Source organism: Sandaracinobacteroides hominis, from assembly GCF_016464365.1.
GTDB classification, from domain to species: domain Bacteria; phylum Pseudomonadota; class Alphaproteobacteria; order Sphingomonadales; family Sphingomonadaceae; genus Sandaracinobacteroides; species Sandaracinobacteroides hominis.
On record NZ_JADCUC010000001.1, the window covers coordinates 206,390 to 221,875 of the forward strand.

Here is a 15,486-nt window from a genome sequence, read left to right on the forward strand (position 1 = left end):
GATTGGGCTAGCGCATGGCTCGACTCTTCGGAAGCGGCATTGGCTTCGGCTGCGACGGGCTGCTAAGGCAGGCATGCAATGGCGCCCCTGACGGCAATCGACCGCTATCTCTTCAAGCTGATCATCGTGCCGCTTCTGGGCACGCTGGTGGTGGCTGCAATGCTGCTTCTGCTGGAGAAGATGCTGAATTTGTTCGACTTCGTGGTGAACGAAGGCGGGCCTGTGTCGGTCGTCTGGCGCATGCTGGGGAACCTCATTCCGGAATATCTCTCGCTGGGGATTCCGATCGGCGTAACGCTGGGAATCCTGCTCGCCTTTCGCCGGCTGGCGCTTTCGTCCGAGCTCGATGCGCTGAACAGTGTCGGCATGGGCTATGGCCGCATGCTTCGCGTGCCGTTCATACTGGCTGCCGTCTTCGCCCTTATCAACTTCGGCATCGTCGGCTTTCTGCAGCCCTATTCGCGCTATGCCTATGAGGGGCTGCGCTTCGAGCTGCGCTCGGGCGCGCTGGGGGCGAGCATCAAGGTGGGCGAGTTCACGCGCATCGCCGAGCGGACAACGCTGCGGGTGGAGCAGAGCTTTGACAAGGGCGCCGACCTGCGCGGCGTGTTCGTGCGCGCGGGGCAGGCCGACGGGCGTTCGCTGGCTGTGTCTGCGGCGCGCGGGCAGTTCCTGGTTACCGACGATCCGGACATTATCATCCTTCGCCTGATGAACGGGACGCTGGTGCAGGATGCGCCAAATAACATGACGCCGCGCGTGCTGACGTTCGTGCAGCATGATCTGCCGGTAAACCTGCCGGCGATGGAGAGTTTTCGTCGTCGGGGAGGCGAGAATCTGGAGCGCACCATCCCGGAGCTGTTCCGCATCATGAACGACCGAAAGGCGAGCGCTGACGACCGGCAGAAGGCATCGGCGAGCTTCCACCGGCGCACGGTGCAATGGGTGGTGATGTTCGTGCTGCCGTTCCTGGCGGTGGCGCTGGCGGTTCCGCCCAAGCGCACGACATCCGCAATCGGTGTGTTTCTGTCTGTGGTGATCCTCGTCACCTATCACAAGATTTCGGAATATGGTGAACGCATGGGCTCGATAGGCCGGGTTGATCCGATGCTGGCGCAATGGATTCCGTTCGCGCTGTTCACGGCCTTGTGCCTCTGGTTCTATCATGTGCTGGCGCACCGGCCGGGCGGGCAACCGATCGGCGGCATCGATCGCGCCTTTGGCAAGCTGGGCGGCCTGTTCAAGCGGCTGAAAAAGCCGGCTGCCAAGATGGGTCTTGTGCCCGACGAGCCCGGCGCAGCGGCTCCGCAGGCGGCTGAATGATGCTGCGGCAGGTTTTCCCGTCGCGCACGCTCGCCTTCTATACGGCGAAGATGTTCCTGGTCCGCACCTTCGCCTTTCTTGCGGGGCTGGCGCTGATCCTGATGACGCTGGACCTGCTGGGAGAATCCGGCCGCATCCTGGCGGTGCCGGGTAATGGCGAGGCGGAGCTGTGGAAATATGTTTCCATCCGTATGCCGCAGATCATTTCGCTGTTCCTGCCGTTTTCGGTGCTGCTGGCGACGCTGCTGACCTTCATGACGCTGAACCAGAACAGCGAGATTACCATCTTCAAGGCGGCAGGCATCAGCGCCCACCAGATCCTGGCGCCGCTGATGTTGTCCGGGCTGTTGATCGCGGTGTTGAATTTCGCCTTCAACGAGCGATTCCTGACGCGGGCGAATGCCGAATATGATCGCTGGAAGGCGGCCGAATATCGGCCGCTGCCGCCAGAGAACAAGACTGGCCGCGAAGTGTGGGTGCGGGCCGGTGACGACCTCTGGCATGCCAGTGGCGTCGAAGGGGAGGGCGCGCATACGCTGCTGCGCGACGTCACCGTCTATAATCGCGAATCCGATCGGCTGGTGGAGATCATCCGCGCCGCCGAGGCGTCGCCAGGCGACCGGGGCTGGAACCTCAGCATGGCGCGGCGTTTCCATGTTGCGTCCGGGCGGTTGGAAACGGTGCCCATGCTGCCACTGATGTCCTCAGCGCACCCGCAGCAGTTCACCACCCAATCGGTGAACGCAGATCATCTGCCCATTGGCGAACTGGTGCCGGCGATTCGGGCCTTGCAGGCGGCCGGCAAACCGACCGACCAGCTGGTGGCCAAGCTGAACCACAAGGTTTCCGGGCCGCTGTCGTCGGTGCTGATGCCGTTGCTGGGCGCGGTTGCAGCCTTCGGGCTGGCGCGATCCGGCGGCCTCTTCCTGCGAGCGGTGACCGGCCTGGCGCTTGGCTTTGCCTTCTTCGTGGCAGACAATTTTGCCATGGCAATGGCGGATTTCGGCACTTATCCGCCTTGGGCCGCAGCCTGGGCGCCATTCCTGCTTTTCCTGCTTGTCGGCGAGAGCGTGCTGTTCCGAACCGAAGAATAGAACTTCTGTTCAACGGCTTGCGGGCTGGTGTGACATGCCGCCGCATTCTTCTTTGCCGCATGCTCGCCACATCGAATCCAAAATTTGCCGCAATGCGCCCTTAGGTGCGGTAGTGGAAAAGAGTTTGGAGCAAGATGTTGTTCGTCGATCATTCAAAGCGCACCGGTATCTGGAGCCGCGCCCACTACCTTGACCGTATGACGCTCAAGGATCTGGTTGTGGCCTATTTCCAATATTATGCGATCCAGGCCTATTTGCTGCTCGCCCTTGTGGCGGTGGCGGTTGTCGTGTGGAGCCCGCCGACACTGATTGCCGGCGCTACCGCCGCCGCCTTTGCGGTGATGATCTACCCGCTCGCCTGGTATCTGCTGCACCGCTATGTGCTGCACAGCCAGTGGATGTGGAAGTCGCCGCTGACCGCAAAGACGTGGAAGCGCATCCACTATGACCACCACCAGGATCCTAACCACCTGGAGGTGCTGTTCGGCGCGCTTTACACGACTCTGCCGACCATCGCGATTGCCACCATCCCGGTCGGTTACATGATCGGTGGCATTGGCGGTGCGGCGATTGCCTTCGCGGCTGGCCTGCTGACGACCTGCTTCTATGAGTTTGCGCACTGCATCCAGCACCTTTCGTACAAGCCGAAGCACCCCTGGCTCGTCGAGATGAAGAAGCGTCACATGGCGCACCACTTCCACGATGAAACCGGAAATTTCGGCATCACCAGCTTCTGGCCGGACAAGCTGTTCGGCACATTCTACGATCGCCAGGAGCGTCCGGCGAAGTCTGAAACGGTGTTCAACCTTGGTTACACGGATGTCGTGGCAGAGAAATATCCGTGGGTTTCGAAGATGTCGGGCGGCGTTGCCAAAGGCCATCCGCGCAAGCGGGCGGCGGCGAACCAGAACGATACCCGGTCCGCAGACGCGGCCTGAGGTGACTGTGACGATCAGCCCGGTCGGCTCCAAGGCCGACCGGCGCGCTTTCATCGATCTGCCCTGGACGCTCTACGCGAACGATCCGAACTGGCGCCCGCCGCTGAAGGCGGACGTCAAGGAACTGATCAACCCGACGGGCCCCAACCCGTGGTTCCAGCATGGCAAGGCGGAGTTCTTCCTTGCCAAACGGGAAGGGAAGGTTGTCGGCCGGATTTCCGCACAGGTCTGTCAGCTGGTGCAGGAAAGACGGCCGGGCCTGGGCCAGTGGGGTCTGTTCGAGACCATCGATGATCCGGAAGTCGCGCAGGCACTGATCGCGACGGCCGAGGGCTGGCTACGGCAGCAGGGAATGACACAGGCACAAGGGCCGATCAGCATTTCCACCTGGGATGAGCCAGGGTTGCTGGTACAGGGCTTCGACAGGCCGCCGCGGGTGATGATGGGCCACCATCTTCCCTATTATGAGGCGCATATCCTTGCCGCCGGCTATGCCGGTGTGAAGGATCTGCAGGCGTGGAGCGTCGCGGTAGCTGACGGCTTCCCTGAAATCGTCAACCGCATCGTCGCCGCTGGCGAGAAGAACAGCCGCATCCGCATACGGCAGCTTGATATGTCACGCTATGAGGCGGACGCCGCCATCCTGCTAGACATCCTCAACGAAGCGTGGAGCGAAAACTGGGGCTATGTACCGCTGACCGATTCGGAGAAGCGCTACATCACCAAGAAGTTGAAGCCTCTGGCTTACCCGCATCTGGTGCAGATCGCAGAATATGAGGGCGAACCGGCTGCCTTCATGATCTCGATGCCGGATCTGAACCAGCTGACGCAGGATCTGGACGGGCGGCTGTTGCCGTTCGGCTGGGCGAAGCTGCTGTTGCGGTTGCGCAATCCGCAGATCGACTGGTTCCGCGTGCCGTTGATGGGCGTCCGGCGGAAGCTGCAGGCGACTCGCACTGCATCGATGCTGGCCTTCATGATGATCGAATATACGCGCCGCGCAGCCGTACCGAAGAACAACGCCAAATTCGCCGAGGTGGGCTGGATCCTGGAAGACAATGGGCCAATGCTGTCGATAGCCAAAGCGATCGAGGCCGAGGTGACGAGCGTCTACCGGATCTTTGAGCGGCCGCTGAAAGCAGTCGCCAACTGACTAGAATCGCGTCCGTTTTGCACATTATTCTGCAGGATTTTTCGACGAACTGCGGGATTAGCGTAACTGTTTATTAACGTTGCTATGGCTGCGACTCGTCACAAGTGTTATCGGGACGTTTGCAGGGGGTGCGGTTCGCGCTGCCCGAGTCGCCATTTGGTCGCTGGTTGACGGGAGGATTTCGGACGTTGGCTTCCATGGGCCTGTCTGACGTGGATCTTGCAGCACGTGTCGCTCGCCTGACGGCTGGGCAACGCGAATGCCTTGACTTGGTCGACGATCACGCGACGTCCAAGGAAATTGCCCGTCAGCTCGGTATTTCCCGACATACAGTCGATGCGCGCCTCAGGGGAGCTATCCAGACGCTTGGCGTGACCAGCCGTCGCGAAGCCGCGATCATTTATCGTGCGGCGATGCTTGCGCAGGGATATCAGCCTGCTGCACCCGCACATGGTTATCAGCCGTTCGCATATCAATCGCCGCGGATTGTGTCAGAAACCCGGACAGCCGAAAACTTGGGCCAGGCACAGCTTGGTGGAGATTTCGACGGTGACTACGGCGATGGCGTTGATGGAGATGTGGAACGGGAGCCCGAAGCGGACTTCCCGCCGCTTGTCCATGCGTCCCGTCCGCAGCCTGCCGGGGCACATGCCGGACAAGCCCACAGGTCTGAACCTATGGGCTTGGTTTCGGACAGCGCCGTCTGGACGGCGGTCTCCACCGGCGATTTCAGCCAGCGAGATTTTGGCCAGAAGCGACAGATCCTCCGACTGTGGGGAGGCGCAAATGACCTGAACCCCACACAACGCATGTTCGGCATCCTGATCGTAATGATCCTGGCGATGCTGGCTTTCGGACTGTTACTGTCGGGAATCGAAGCCCTCACTCTCCTTCGTTCCTGACGTTTCCCTTCCACTGGACAAACGAACCGTCGCGGCATGTCCGGCGATGGCAGGAGAATTTTTATGCCCAAGCACCGTCGCGAAATCGCAATTCAAGTTGCTCAAACCCTTCACGCTACTGAAGCAGCAATCGATGGCGCTATCGCCAAGGCCGCCGAATTTGTCGGCATGATGCCCGTTGCGCGCCAGGAAGCCCGTTTCGCCGCTTCGGTCGGCCAGGAAGCCCTCAGCAAGGCGATCTTCGCCATGACGGCGTTGGCGCAGGCCCGGGAAGCCATGGTCGCCGCGCACGAAGCGCTGGCCGAGGTGCAGGACCAGTTCCGCCTTGGCGAACTGAACTTCGGCGGTCTCGTCGAGAAGCCTGCCTATCCGATGCGCCCGGCGCACCTGAAGGCGGTCAAATCGGCCGCCGCCTGATCTGCATAGCGGGTTGCGTACGTGTCATGGCCTGTCCCGGCCTCTTGCCATACATCCAGGAAAGGGGTGAATAGGCCATGACCATCTCCATGATATTATTCATGTTGACGCTCGTCTCGATCGTCGCGCTGGCCGGGATTTACGGCCAGCGCGATGAACGGATGGGCGCGCTTGCGCTTGTTCTTGCAGCGGCTGCGACACCTCTGGCGATGTCCCACAGCTTCGCACGGGCGGAAATGGGTGTGGTGCTGGTCGATTTCGGCCTGTTCCTGGCGCTTGCTTCCATATCGCTTCGATCCCGATCTTTCTGGCCCATGTGGGCTTCGGGATTTCAGCTGTGCGCTCTCGCCGTGCACATGGCTGCTGCCCGGCTGCATCACATGCTGCCGGCGGTATATGCGGAATCGCTCGTCATTTGGTCGTACCTTGTCATGCTTGCCGTGCTTGGCGGCATCCTGTTCGAAGCGAGGCCGCGTTATGGCCGCGGCTAGTGTGGCACCAATGCTGCGGTCGGCTCCAAGGCTGGAGGCGGCACCTGCTTCGCAACCGCGCGATCGCTGGCTGCTGATGCGGCTGCTGTCGGCAGGGCAGAGCATCCCGCGACTGGCCGACCGGCTGATCGACGAGCTGGGATCCCTGGGCTCGGTGCTGAGCACCAGCGAGGAACGGCTTCGGCAGCTGGGTGCGGATTCCAATTGCATCGCCATGCTGGGGCTGATCCGGGAAACGCTGGGCGCTGTGCTGGAGCGCAATGTCGGCGAGCAACCGCTCATCGAGAACGGCCTGGCGCTGGCCGATGCGATGCACAGCGAGATGGCCTATCTGCGTGTCGAGCAAGTGCGCGTAGCCTTCCTGGATGCCGGCCGGCGATTGATACGCATCGAGCTGCTGAGCAACGGAACGGTGCGTCACGCACATATCTATCCGCGCGAAATCGCCCGTCGTTGCCTGGAGCTTTCAGCCTCGTCGGTGGTGCTGGTGCACAACCATCCGTCCGGCGATCCGACGCCCTCGCCCGAGGATGTCTTGCTTACAAAACGCGTGCGCCGGGCACTGGAAGCGATAGATGTTTCGCTGTTGGATCATCTGATTGTCGGGCGCAGAGGTACCGTAAGCTTTGATGCATGTGGCCTGATGTGACACTTAACCATTTGAAATCATTGAATACGAACATATCAACTGTTCGCATATCAATCATCCGATATTGTTCCTGGAGGGAAAATTGAATCATATGAGGATATGAACTGCAGCGTTGACCAGCTGCCGGTTCAGCCAAACAAGTCACGGCACGTTCGGGCCCTCCCCCGAACATGTTGGAGGAGACGGTGGCGTCCGATTTCCGACCCTGCGGACGCCACCGTCTCCGAACAACTTCAGGCCCACCGGGCTGAGCTTTCAAAAATTCAGATAGATCAAACGCCAGCGCAACGCGTCTGGCGTTTCCCGTTTCAGGCCAGCTCGACCCAGGCCGGCACATGGTCGCTGGCGCGCTCGGCGCCGCGAACCTCCCGGTCGATGCCGGTATCACGCAGCCGATCGGCCGCCGCCGGCGACAGCATCAGGTGATCGATGCGCAGGCCCCAGTTCTTGGCCCAGGCGCCGGCCTGATAGTCCCAATAGCTGTAGCAGGGTGCGTGCGGCCGCTGCGCGCGGATGGCGTCGGTCCAGCCCGCTGCAGCCAGCGCGCGGAAGCGGGCGCGCGTTTCCGGCTGCACCAGCGCGTCGCCCGCCATCATGTCGGGCCGGGCAAGATCCAGATCCGTCGGGCAGACGTTCCAGTCGCCGGCGAGGATCACAGGCTGCTCGGACGCGGCCAGTTCGGCGGCGCGGGCCAGCATGCGGTCCATCCAGGCGAGCTTGTAGTCGAACTTCGGGCCGGGAACGGGGTTGCCGTTGGGCAGGTAGAGGCACACGAAGTGCACGCCCGCCACCTGCGCCTCGATCCAGCGAGATTGCACATCCTCTTCGTCGCCCGGAAGCTGGCGGTGGATTTCCTGCGCCGGTTCACGGGAGAGGATGGCGACGCCGTTGAAACCTTTCTGGCCATGGACCAGCACGTGGTAGCCGGCAGCCTCGATCGCCGCGAGCGGGAAGCTCTCCGTCTGCGTCTTGATTTCCTGCAGGCCCACGACGTCGGGCCTAGCTTCCGCCAGCCACTCCAGTAGCCGCGGCAGGCGAGCGCCAATACCGTTGACATTGAACGTCGCAAATTTCATCCCCCGCTTCCCGATCAGACGGAGAAGGAGGTGCCGCAACCGCAATTCGAGGCTGCGTTGGGGTTGCGCACCTGAAAGGCGGCGCCGCCCAGATTCTCGACGAAGTCGACAACGGATCCGGAAACCAGTGGCAGGCTGATGCTGTCCACCAGCAGCCCCACGCCGTCGGTCAGCACTTCGATATCATCGGCCTCAGGGCTGTCGGCCAGCTCGAACTTGTATTGGAAGCCTGCACAGCCGCCGCCGTCGACGGACAGCCTCAGGCGCGCTGGCTGGCGGCCCTGGCGCGCGGCGATTGCCGCCACCCGTGCGGCAGCGGACGATGTGAGGGAGATTTCAGCTTCGGCCATGCACCAGAAGTAGGCTCTTGGCCTGTTCGCCGCAAGGCCGCGAGCGCAGCTTACAAATCTGCAGGGCGTTCCGGGCCGAAGCTGTCCTTGCGGAACTTCAGCAGATAGTTCGACGCTTCGATGAAGGGGCGCGGGTTGACCGGCTGGCCGTCGATGCGGACTTCATAGTGGAGGTGCGTCCCGGTCGAGCGGCCGGTGGAGCCCATGCCGGCGATCTTCTGGCCCATTTCCACCTTGTCGCCTTCGGAGACGGCGATGGTGGAAAGGTGGCCATAGCGGGTGATGATGCCGCGGCCGTGATCGATGTCGATGCAGTTGCCATAGCCGGCAAAGCGACCAGCGCGGACGACGCGGCCGGCAGCGGCGGCATAGATCGGCTCGCCCTGGGCGCCGGCCATGTCGAGGCCGGTATGCGTCGCGGGGCGACCATTGAACGGGTCGTAGCGCGTGCCAAAGGACGAGGTCATCGTGTAGTTCTTGGTCGGCACGAACGAGGGGAGCGAATCCATCGCTGCTTCCAGCTGCTCGACGCGCTGCCAGTTGACGAACAGTTCGGCAAAGCGCGGATCGGCGCCATTGGCGTCGCCGGCGGGAACATAAGGGCCGCCCATGCCGGTGCGGGTGAAGCGGCCGGAGGATTGCGCCACGAAGCGGCCCGGGTTCAGGCCCAGTCGGCCGATCAGCGCCTCAGCGTCCTTCAGGCGGGTCTCGGCGGTGGCGGCGGCCTTGTCGACCAGCGCGAGCTGCTTTTGCTCCAGCGCGGCGAAGGGAGCGAGAACACCTGCAGTGGCGGCAGCCTCGGCCGAAACGCGGCGTGTGGTGCGAGGCAAAAGGTCGGCGAGTTCGTTGCCGCGGGCGCGGCCGGTGAGCAGGGCGTCGAGGAATTGCTGGCGGGATTCGATGCGCTCGGCGGTGGTGGCGACGCTGCCCTGCAGGGCGGCGGTATCGGCCTTCAGCGCCTGAACCTGCGCTGCCATCCGCTTCAGTTCGGCTTCAGCCTTCTGATCGGCCGCCTGTTCTGCCGTGGCACCATTCACCGTCGTTACGGCCAGCCATCCGGCAATCATCGCAGTCGAAGCAATACCCATAAGCTGTTCGCGAGTCCCGATCCTGAGCGAGCGTTGGCCGGTGTGGGATTCCAGATGCACGTGCCGCTCAGGGAAATGCCGCAGGACAAACTCGTTCAATCGCGCGGTTGCACGGTGAAGCTGGAGTTGCATTGGCTAAAAAGACCCTTCGGACAGCGAGCCGGGAACCTTCCGGCATTCCACTCGTTATGGTTGCACTTATGCCTGCTCTGGCGCCGCTCGCGGGGCAGGGAAACCCGTTACCGTTTGCGGTCAGTTACCGTTTAGACGCCGGCACAGCAGTGCCAAGACCCATGTACCAATCCGTCGTCAGACCGGCCCGGAGCCGCGCTGAATCGTTGAACGGCGGCTTAACAGGGCCTTTGAAATAGCGATTCACAAGTTCGCGAAAGCGGTCGCGCGGTTCTGTCAGCGAGTCGGCACATAGCTTTCGGAACCAGCGATTCCCTGCCTCCACATGGGTGATTTCGTCGATGAGGATGCGCTTCAGGACGGCAGCAGCGGCGTCGTCTCCCATCGATTCGAAACGTTCGATCATCGCCGGTGTCACATCCAGCCCGCGCGCTTCCAGCACCATCGGCACGATCGCCAGCCGTGCCGCCAGGTCGTCGGCTGTCGCGACGGCGGATTCCCACAGCCCGTCATGCGCAGGGAGGTCGCCATAGCGGCCGCCGGATGCGCGGAGCAGCTCCTGCAGAAGCGCGAAATGCTGGGCCTCCTCGTCGGCGATCCGCAGCCAGTCGTCGGTGAAGGCGGGCGGCATCTGCGCCCCCCAACGCCCGGCCATGTCGATTGCGAGATCGACGGCGTTGAGCTCGATATGTGCCAGCGCGTGCAGCAGCGCGAAACGCGCACGCGGGCTTCCGGCGCGGCCGCGCTTGGGCATGGCGCCGGGCGACAGCAGTTGCGGACTTGCGGGGCGGGCAGGGCGCGGCGGCATGTCCGGGTCTTCGCCCTGCCGATCGATGTCGCCCGCCACCCATCGCAGTTGCAGGTCGCGCGCGGCTTGGGCCTTGGCGTCCGCATCGGCCGTGAGCAGCACGCCGATGGCGGCCTGGCGCAGGCTTGTGCTCAAAGTTCGCGCGTGGCCTTCAGCACGGCTTCGGCGTGGCCCGCCACCTTCACCTTGCGCCAGCAGGCGGCAATCATGCCGTCGGGCCCAATCAGGAAGGTGGACCGGTCGATGCCCATATATTTCCGGCCATAAAGCGACTTTTCCACCCACGACCCATAGGCTGCGATGGTTTCACCTTCCGGGTCCGAGGCAAGTTCGACGCCGAGCTGGTGCTTGGCGATGAACTTGCGGTGCTTGGCAACCGTGTCCTTCGACACACCGATCACGCTTGTCCCGGATGCGGCGAACTCTGCGGCAAGGGCCGTAAACTGCAGGGCCTCGGCGGTGCAGCCCGTGGTGTCGTCCTTGGGATAGAAGAACAGCACCAGCTTCCTGCCGACGAAATCGGCGAGGCTGACCGAGCCCGAGGTGCTTTCCAGTGTGAAGTCAGGCGCCTTACTTCCGGCTTCGATGGTCATTTCCGGCTCTCCTCGGGGGTGAATGTCTCGGCCCAGAGACGTGTTACCACGGCCCGCGCTTCTTTCAGATCGGTCTTCAGTGCGGCGAGGCCGGGCTTGCCGCAGGCGCGGGCGATCAGTGCGCCGGCCGCGGCATTGGGCGTGGCGGCGGCATCGTGCGGCTGCACCAGCCGCAGCATCACCAGCATCGCCATCATCAGCCGCGCCGGCTCCAGAAGTTCGGGCGCGAGCAATTCGGCCGCCTGCATCAAATTGGGCGGAACCGGTCGCCCGGCGGTCAGCGCACGGGTCTGGATGATGAACTCGATGTCGACGAGCCCGCCCTTCATCAGCTTCACGTCGAACGGGCCGGCGGGCTGTTTGTGCCTGGCGATATATTTGCGCATGTCCTGCGCTTCCCGGCGGACGAAATCGGCGTCGCGCGGCGCGGCAACGATACCGTCGATGGCCTTGCGGGCTGCTGCTGCATCCTCTGGCAGGCAGGCGATGGGACGCGCACGGGTGAGCGCCATCAGCTCCCAGACGCCCGCATCCTGCTGCTGATAGCGGACGAAGCTGTCGAGGCTGACGACCAGCAGGCCGTCGTTGCCCGATGGGCGCAGGCGGGTGTCGACTTCATAGAGAGGACCGGCGGCGGTCGGCACCGTCAGCGCCGCGACCAGGCGCGGGCCCAGGCGATTGAACCAGGCGCTGGCGGTGAGCGGTGGTTTGGCCGTGGAGTGGGTTTCGTAGCTGCCGCTGAACAGCAGCACGAGGTCGAGATCGGATTGCGCCGTAAGCTGGCCGCCGCCGAAACGTCCCAACGCCAGCGGGATAAGGCGACCTCCCGGTATCTCGCCATGTTTGACGCTGAACTCGCGGGTGACCTGATCGGCGAGCAGGCAGACGGCGGCCTCCGCCATCAGCGACAGTTCGTGCGAGGCGGTTTCCGGCGTGGTGCTGCCGTCCAGCAGCTGCACGCCCAGCAGGAAGCGGCGCTCCGCCGTCCACGTGCGGACCCGATCCAGCAGCTGCTCGCCGTCAAGTCCGCGGCAAAGGTTGCGCAGCTCCTGTTGGGCAGTCGCGATGTCGGGCAGTGGGCTCGCCGGTTCCAGCAGCACGTCCAGCAGGCTCGGCCGGCGGGCGAGCGCATCGGCGAGCAGAGGCGTCGTGGTGAGAAGCCGCGCCACCACTCCGGTCAGCGCCGGGTGCGCCGCCAGCAGCCGCCAGAACTGCACGCCAGAAGGCAGCGCCTGGATCAGCATATCCAGTCGCAGCAGTGCCTCACGGCCGGTGGCACCGGTTCCGAGCTGCTGAACCAGGGTGGGCAGCACCACTTCGAAGGCGGCCAGCGCCTCTGGTGCACGGAGCGAGCGCGGCCTGCCCGAGCGCCAGTTTTCCAGCAGCGTCACCAGCAGCTGCGGATCCTTGATCCGGGCCTTGCTGGCCCATTGCGAAACTGCATCGCCATGCGGGATGCGCGGGCCGCGCGTCTCGCCTCCGGCTTCGAGCAGCTTGTCATACAGCCGGCCGACCGCCTTGATGCGCGGCGCAAGTTCTGCCTCCACCGCCTTCCAGCTAGGCGCTCCGGCAAGTGCCGCCACCTGCGCGCGCTCTGCGGCCAGCTTCGGGACGGCGTGGGTCTGCTGGTCCTCGCGCATCTGGATCCTGTGCTCCAGCGTGCGATGGAAGCGATAGGCTTCGGCCAGCATCGCGGCTTCCGTCGGGTCGATCCGGCCGGCGTTCGCAAGGGCGGCCAGTGCATCCAGGGTGGCGCCCGCCCGCAGGCCGGGGTCGCGGCCGCCGAAGATCATCTGGTGCACCTGCGCGAAGAATTCGATCTCGCGGATGCCGCCGCGCCCGCGCTTCAGATCATAGCCGGGGCCGAGCTTTTGCCCGGCCTCGAAATGGTCGCGGATGCGGTGGCTGACTTCACGGATCTCGGCGAGCGCGGAATAGTCGAGGCTGCGGCGCCAGATGAACGGCTCGATATTGGCGAGAAAACGGCGGCCAAGCGCAACATCGCCCGCGGCCGCGCGCGAGCGGATGAAGGCGGAGCGTTCCCACGCCAGCGCCTGCGACTGGTAATATTGCTCGGCGGCGCCAACCGGCAGCGAAGAGGGCGTGCTGTCGGGGTCGGGGCGCAGGCGGAGGTCGACACGCAGGGCATAGCCATCGGCGGTTCGCTCGGCGAGCAGCACCACCACGCGGCGGACGAGGCGAACGGCGGCCTCGGTCGGATCTTCGCCGTCGCGGCGGGGCAGGGTGTCAGGGTCGTGCAGAAAGATGAGGTCGATGTCGGAGGAGTAGTTCAGCTCGAAGCTGCCCATCTTGCCCAGCGCCAACGCTGCGAGGCCGGCGGGCTTTGTCTCGCGTTCGGCGAAGGCGGCGGTGATGGCGAAATCGAGCGCTGTGTCGGCAAAGCGGGTGAGCGCGCCCGTCACCTGCTCCAGCGGCCAGGCGCCGGCGAGATCGGCGAGCGCCGTGGTGAGGGCGATGCCGCCGCGCGCCTCGCGCACCGCCTGCGATGGGTTTTCCGGGTCGAGCCGGGCGATGGAGGCATCGATGGCGGCGTCGAAACCTGCCCCTTGCATCGTCTCGATCAGCTCGCTTTCGCGGCGGATCAGGCCGCGGAGGAAGGGGCTGTTGGCATCTGCCCGGGCGATAGCATCGGCGAGGCTCATGCGCGGAGCGTCCCGCAGGCGAACGGCGCGCAGCTGCCGCCGATCCAGACCTCGCCTGGCGCTGCATCGACTTCAATCCGCGACGGTCGGCCGATGTGGCGGCCCTGCGCCATGCGAAGGCGCGTGACAGCAGGATCGAGGCTATTCAGGAAGGCACCCAGCGCAGCGGCAGCCGAGCCGGTCGCCGGGTCCTCGGACACGCCTGCAAGAGGCGCGAACATGCGGACGTCCAGATGCCCGGCGTCAACCCAGGCATGCAGGTGGAGGCTCAGGAATCCCGCCGACTGGCCGACATTGCCTTCGTGCACGGCGAAGGCCGCTTCGATCGGCCTGGCGCGCTCCAGCGCGTCGCGCGTGACTTCGGCGAGGATGAATTCGGCGCCCACCGAGGCGAAGCACGGGCGGAAGCTGGTGACGATAAAATCCTGCCCGGACAGTCCCGAGAGTTCGGCCAGCACGGAAAGCGGCACTTCCGGGCCGGTCGAGAGGCTGCGCGGTGCCCGGCAGCGGGCGCCCGTCACGCCGCCGTCGGCCCGCAACACGTCCAGCACAACAAGCCCGGCGATCTCCTCGAACTGCAGCCTGTCACCCATCGGGCGGCCGAACAGGCTTCCCATGCGCGCGGCGACATAGGCCGTCCCCACATTCGGATGCCCGGCAAAGGGCATTTCCTCGGTAGGGGTGAAGATGCGCACCTGCGCACTGTTCGCCGGGTCCTGCGGCGGCAGGATGAAGCTGGTCTCGGCGAAGTTGAATTCGCGGGCGATAGCCTGCATGCGCGCTCCGTCCAGCCCGCGCGCATCAGTGACCACCGCCAGCTGGTTACCGGCCATGGCGCGGTCGGTGAAAACGTCGACGATCTCGAACGGGAAGCTCATGGGGCCTGCACTTCCATATTGTCGATCAGCCGGGTGGTGCCGAGCTTGGCGGCTGCAAAGAGCCGGGCGCCTGGGGAAAGCGCCTCCAGCGGCTGCAGCGTCGCGCCGTCCGCCAGTATCAGATAGTCCACCTTGAAGCCTGCCGACTGCAGCGCGGCGCGTGCGGTGGACAGCGTTTCGGCGACCGCCGAACCTTCCCGGAGCGAGGTGATCGTGGCGCTGAGGGTACGGGGCAGGGCGGCGGCAACCGCCCTATGCTGCGGCGACAGATAGGCGTTGCGCGAGCTCATCGCGAGGCCGTCGGGGTCGCGCAGAATGGGGGCGCCGACGATCTCCACCGGGATGTCGAGGTCGGCGACCAGGCGGCGGATGATCGCCAGCTGCTGCCAATCCTTCTCACCGAAGATCGCGACATCGGGGAAGGCCATCAGCAGCAGCTTGGTGACCACGGTGGCGACGCCGTCGAAATGGCCGGGGCGGGAAGCCCCCTCCATCGGCCGGTCCAGCCCGCCCACCGAAACATTGGTGGAAAAGCCCGCCGGATAGACGGTTGCGGGCTCTGGGGCGAACAGCAGGTCGCAGCCGGCCTGCCTGAGCAGCGCGGCGTCGGCCATTTCCTGCCGCGGGTAGCGGTCCAGATCCTCGTTGGCCCCGAACTGCTTCGGGTTCACGAAGATGGTCGCAACCACGCGATGCGCCCGGCGGCGGCCGATGCCCAGCAGCGACAGATGCCCCGCGTGCAGGGCGCCCATCGTCGGCACCAGCGCGATACGCTCGCCGGCGGCGCGCCAGGTGCGAATGCGGCTTCTCAATGCCAGCACCTGTCTTACCGTCTCCATGGCTTCTCCTCAGCCTTGTTGTCGCGACGCCACCCGCTTGATTGACGGGAACCCGACCTGCCGCCAAGGAGCGGAAAATCATGCCGGCACTT

Annotated in this window: 16 protein-coding genes; 8 read left to right on the forward strand and 8 right to left on the reverse strand. The window is 64.4% G+C overall.

Translation table 11 applies throughout. The annotated features are described in order from the left end of the window. The first annotated feature begins 78 nt into the window (after positions 1-78). The 8 genes from IM784_RS01095 (at position 79) to IM784_RS01130 (ending at position 6,967) form a co-directional block, all read left to right on the forward strand. Positions 79-1,323: an LptF/LptG family permease gene (locus IM784_RS01095; RefSeq protein WP_199553456.1), complete on the forward strand. Its 1,245-nt coding sequence runs from the start codon at positions 79-81 to the stop codon at positions 1,321-1,323. Then, the gene (gene lptG, locus IM784_RS01100) at positions 1,323-2,417 is read left to right on the forward strand and encodes an LPS export ABC transporter permease LptG (protein WP_456238899.1); all 1,095 of its coding nucleotides are present in this window, start codon (positions 1,323-1,325) and stop codon (positions 2,415-2,417) included. Before IM784_RS01095 ends, lptG begins: the two co-directional genes overlap by 1 nt. A gap of 134 nt (positions 2,418-2,551) precedes the next feature. Next, a complete protein-coding gene (locus IM784_RS01105) occupies positions 2,552-3,355 on the forward strand; it encodes a sterol desaturase family protein (RefSeq protein ID WP_199553458.1) in 804 nt (267 codons plus the stop codon). A gap of 1 nt (position 3,356) precedes the next feature. After that, positions 3,357-4,508 carry an N-acetyltransferase gene (locus tag IM784_RS01110; protein ID WP_199553459.1) on the forward strand — a complete coding sequence of 384 codons (1,152 nt, stop codon included), beginning with the start codon at positions 3,357-3,359 and terminating at the stop codon, positions 4,506-4,508. Between the two features lie 197 nt (positions 4,509-4,705). After that, entirely contained in the window at positions 4,706-5,410 is a 705-nt protein-coding gene (locus IM784_RS01115; RefSeq protein ID WP_199554095.1) for a helix-turn-helix domain-containing protein, read from the forward strand. Between the two features lie 36 nt (positions 5,411-5,446). After that, positions 5,447-5,827, forward strand: coding sequence for a hypothetical protein (locus IM784_RS01120; protein WP_199553460.1), 381 nt, complete (start codon positions 5,447-5,449; stop codon positions 5,825-5,827). Between the two features lie 77 nt (positions 5,828-5,904). Beyond that, positions 5,905-6,318: a hypothetical protein gene (locus IM784_RS01125; RefSeq protein ID WP_199553461.1), complete on the forward strand. Its 414-nt coding sequence runs from the start codon at positions 5,905-5,907 to the stop codon at positions 6,316-6,318. Between the two features lie 76 nt (positions 6,319-6,394). Further along, positions 6,395-6,967 (forward strand): JAB domain-containing protein, encoded by a 573-nt coding sequence (locus tag IM784_RS01130; protein ID WP_199553462.1) that lies wholly within the window; start codon positions 6,395-6,397, stop codon positions 6,965-6,967. A 308-nt stretch (positions 6,968-7,275) separates the two neighbouring features. On the opposite strand, the gene xth is transcribed toward IM784_RS01130, so the two are convergent. The 8 genes from xth to panC all read right to left on the reverse strand — a co-directional run bounded on the left by xth (position 7,276) and on the right by panC (position 15,394). After that, on the reverse strand, positions 7,276-8,043 hold the full coding sequence (gene xth / locus IM784_RS01135; RefSeq protein ID WP_199553463.1) for an exodeoxyribonuclease III: 768 nt from the start codon (positions 8,041-8,043) through the stop codon (positions 7,276-7,278). A gap of 14 nt (positions 8,044-8,057) precedes the next feature. Continuing rightward, positions 8,058-8,393 carry an iron-sulfur cluster insertion protein ErpA gene (erpA, locus tag IM784_RS01140; RefSeq protein ID WP_199553464.1) on the reverse strand — a complete coding sequence of 112 codons (336 nt, stop codon included), beginning with the start codon at positions 8,391-8,393 and terminating at the stop codon, positions 8,058-8,060. A 50-nt stretch (positions 8,394-8,443) separates the two neighbouring features. Then, entirely contained in the window at positions 8,444-9,580 is a 1,137-nt protein-coding gene (locus IM784_RS01145; protein WP_199553465.1) for a peptidoglycan DD-metalloendopeptidase family protein, read from the reverse strand. Positions 9,581-9,737: 157 nt separating this feature from the next. Then, a complete protein-coding gene (locus IM784_RS01150) occupies positions 9,738-10,556 on the reverse strand; it encodes a ferritin-like domain-containing protein (protein WP_199553466.1) in 819 nt (272 codons plus the stop codon). After that, complete coding sequence (locus IM784_RS01155; protein WP_199553467.1) at positions 10,553-11,014, reverse strand: peroxiredoxin; 462 nt, start codon at positions 11,012-11,014, stop codon at positions 10,553-10,555. Before IM784_RS01155 ends, IM784_RS01150 begins: the two co-directional genes overlap by 4 nt. Next, positions 11,011-13,677, reverse strand: coding sequence for a [protein-PII] uridylyltransferase family protein (locus IM784_RS01160; protein WP_199553468.1), 2,667 nt, complete (start codon positions 13,675-13,677; stop codon positions 11,011-11,013). Before IM784_RS01160 ends, IM784_RS01155 begins: the two co-directional genes overlap by 4 nt. Continuing rightward, the gene (locus tag IM784_RS01165) at positions 13,674-14,555 is read right to left on the reverse strand and encodes a PhzF family phenazine biosynthesis protein (protein ID WP_199553469.1); all 882 of its coding nucleotides are present in this window, start codon (positions 14,553-14,555) and stop codon (positions 13,674-13,676) included. The genes IM784_RS01160 and IM784_RS01165 overlap by 4 nt, the downstream gene beginning before the upstream one ends. Beyond that, positions 14,552-15,394, reverse strand: coding sequence for a pantoate--beta-alanine ligase (gene panC, locus IM784_RS01170; protein WP_199553470.1), 843 nt, complete (start codon positions 15,392-15,394; stop codon positions 14,552-14,554). The genes IM784_RS01165 and panC overlap by 4 nt, the downstream gene beginning before the upstream one ends. Between the last annotated feature and the right edge of the window lie 92 nt (positions 15,395-15,486).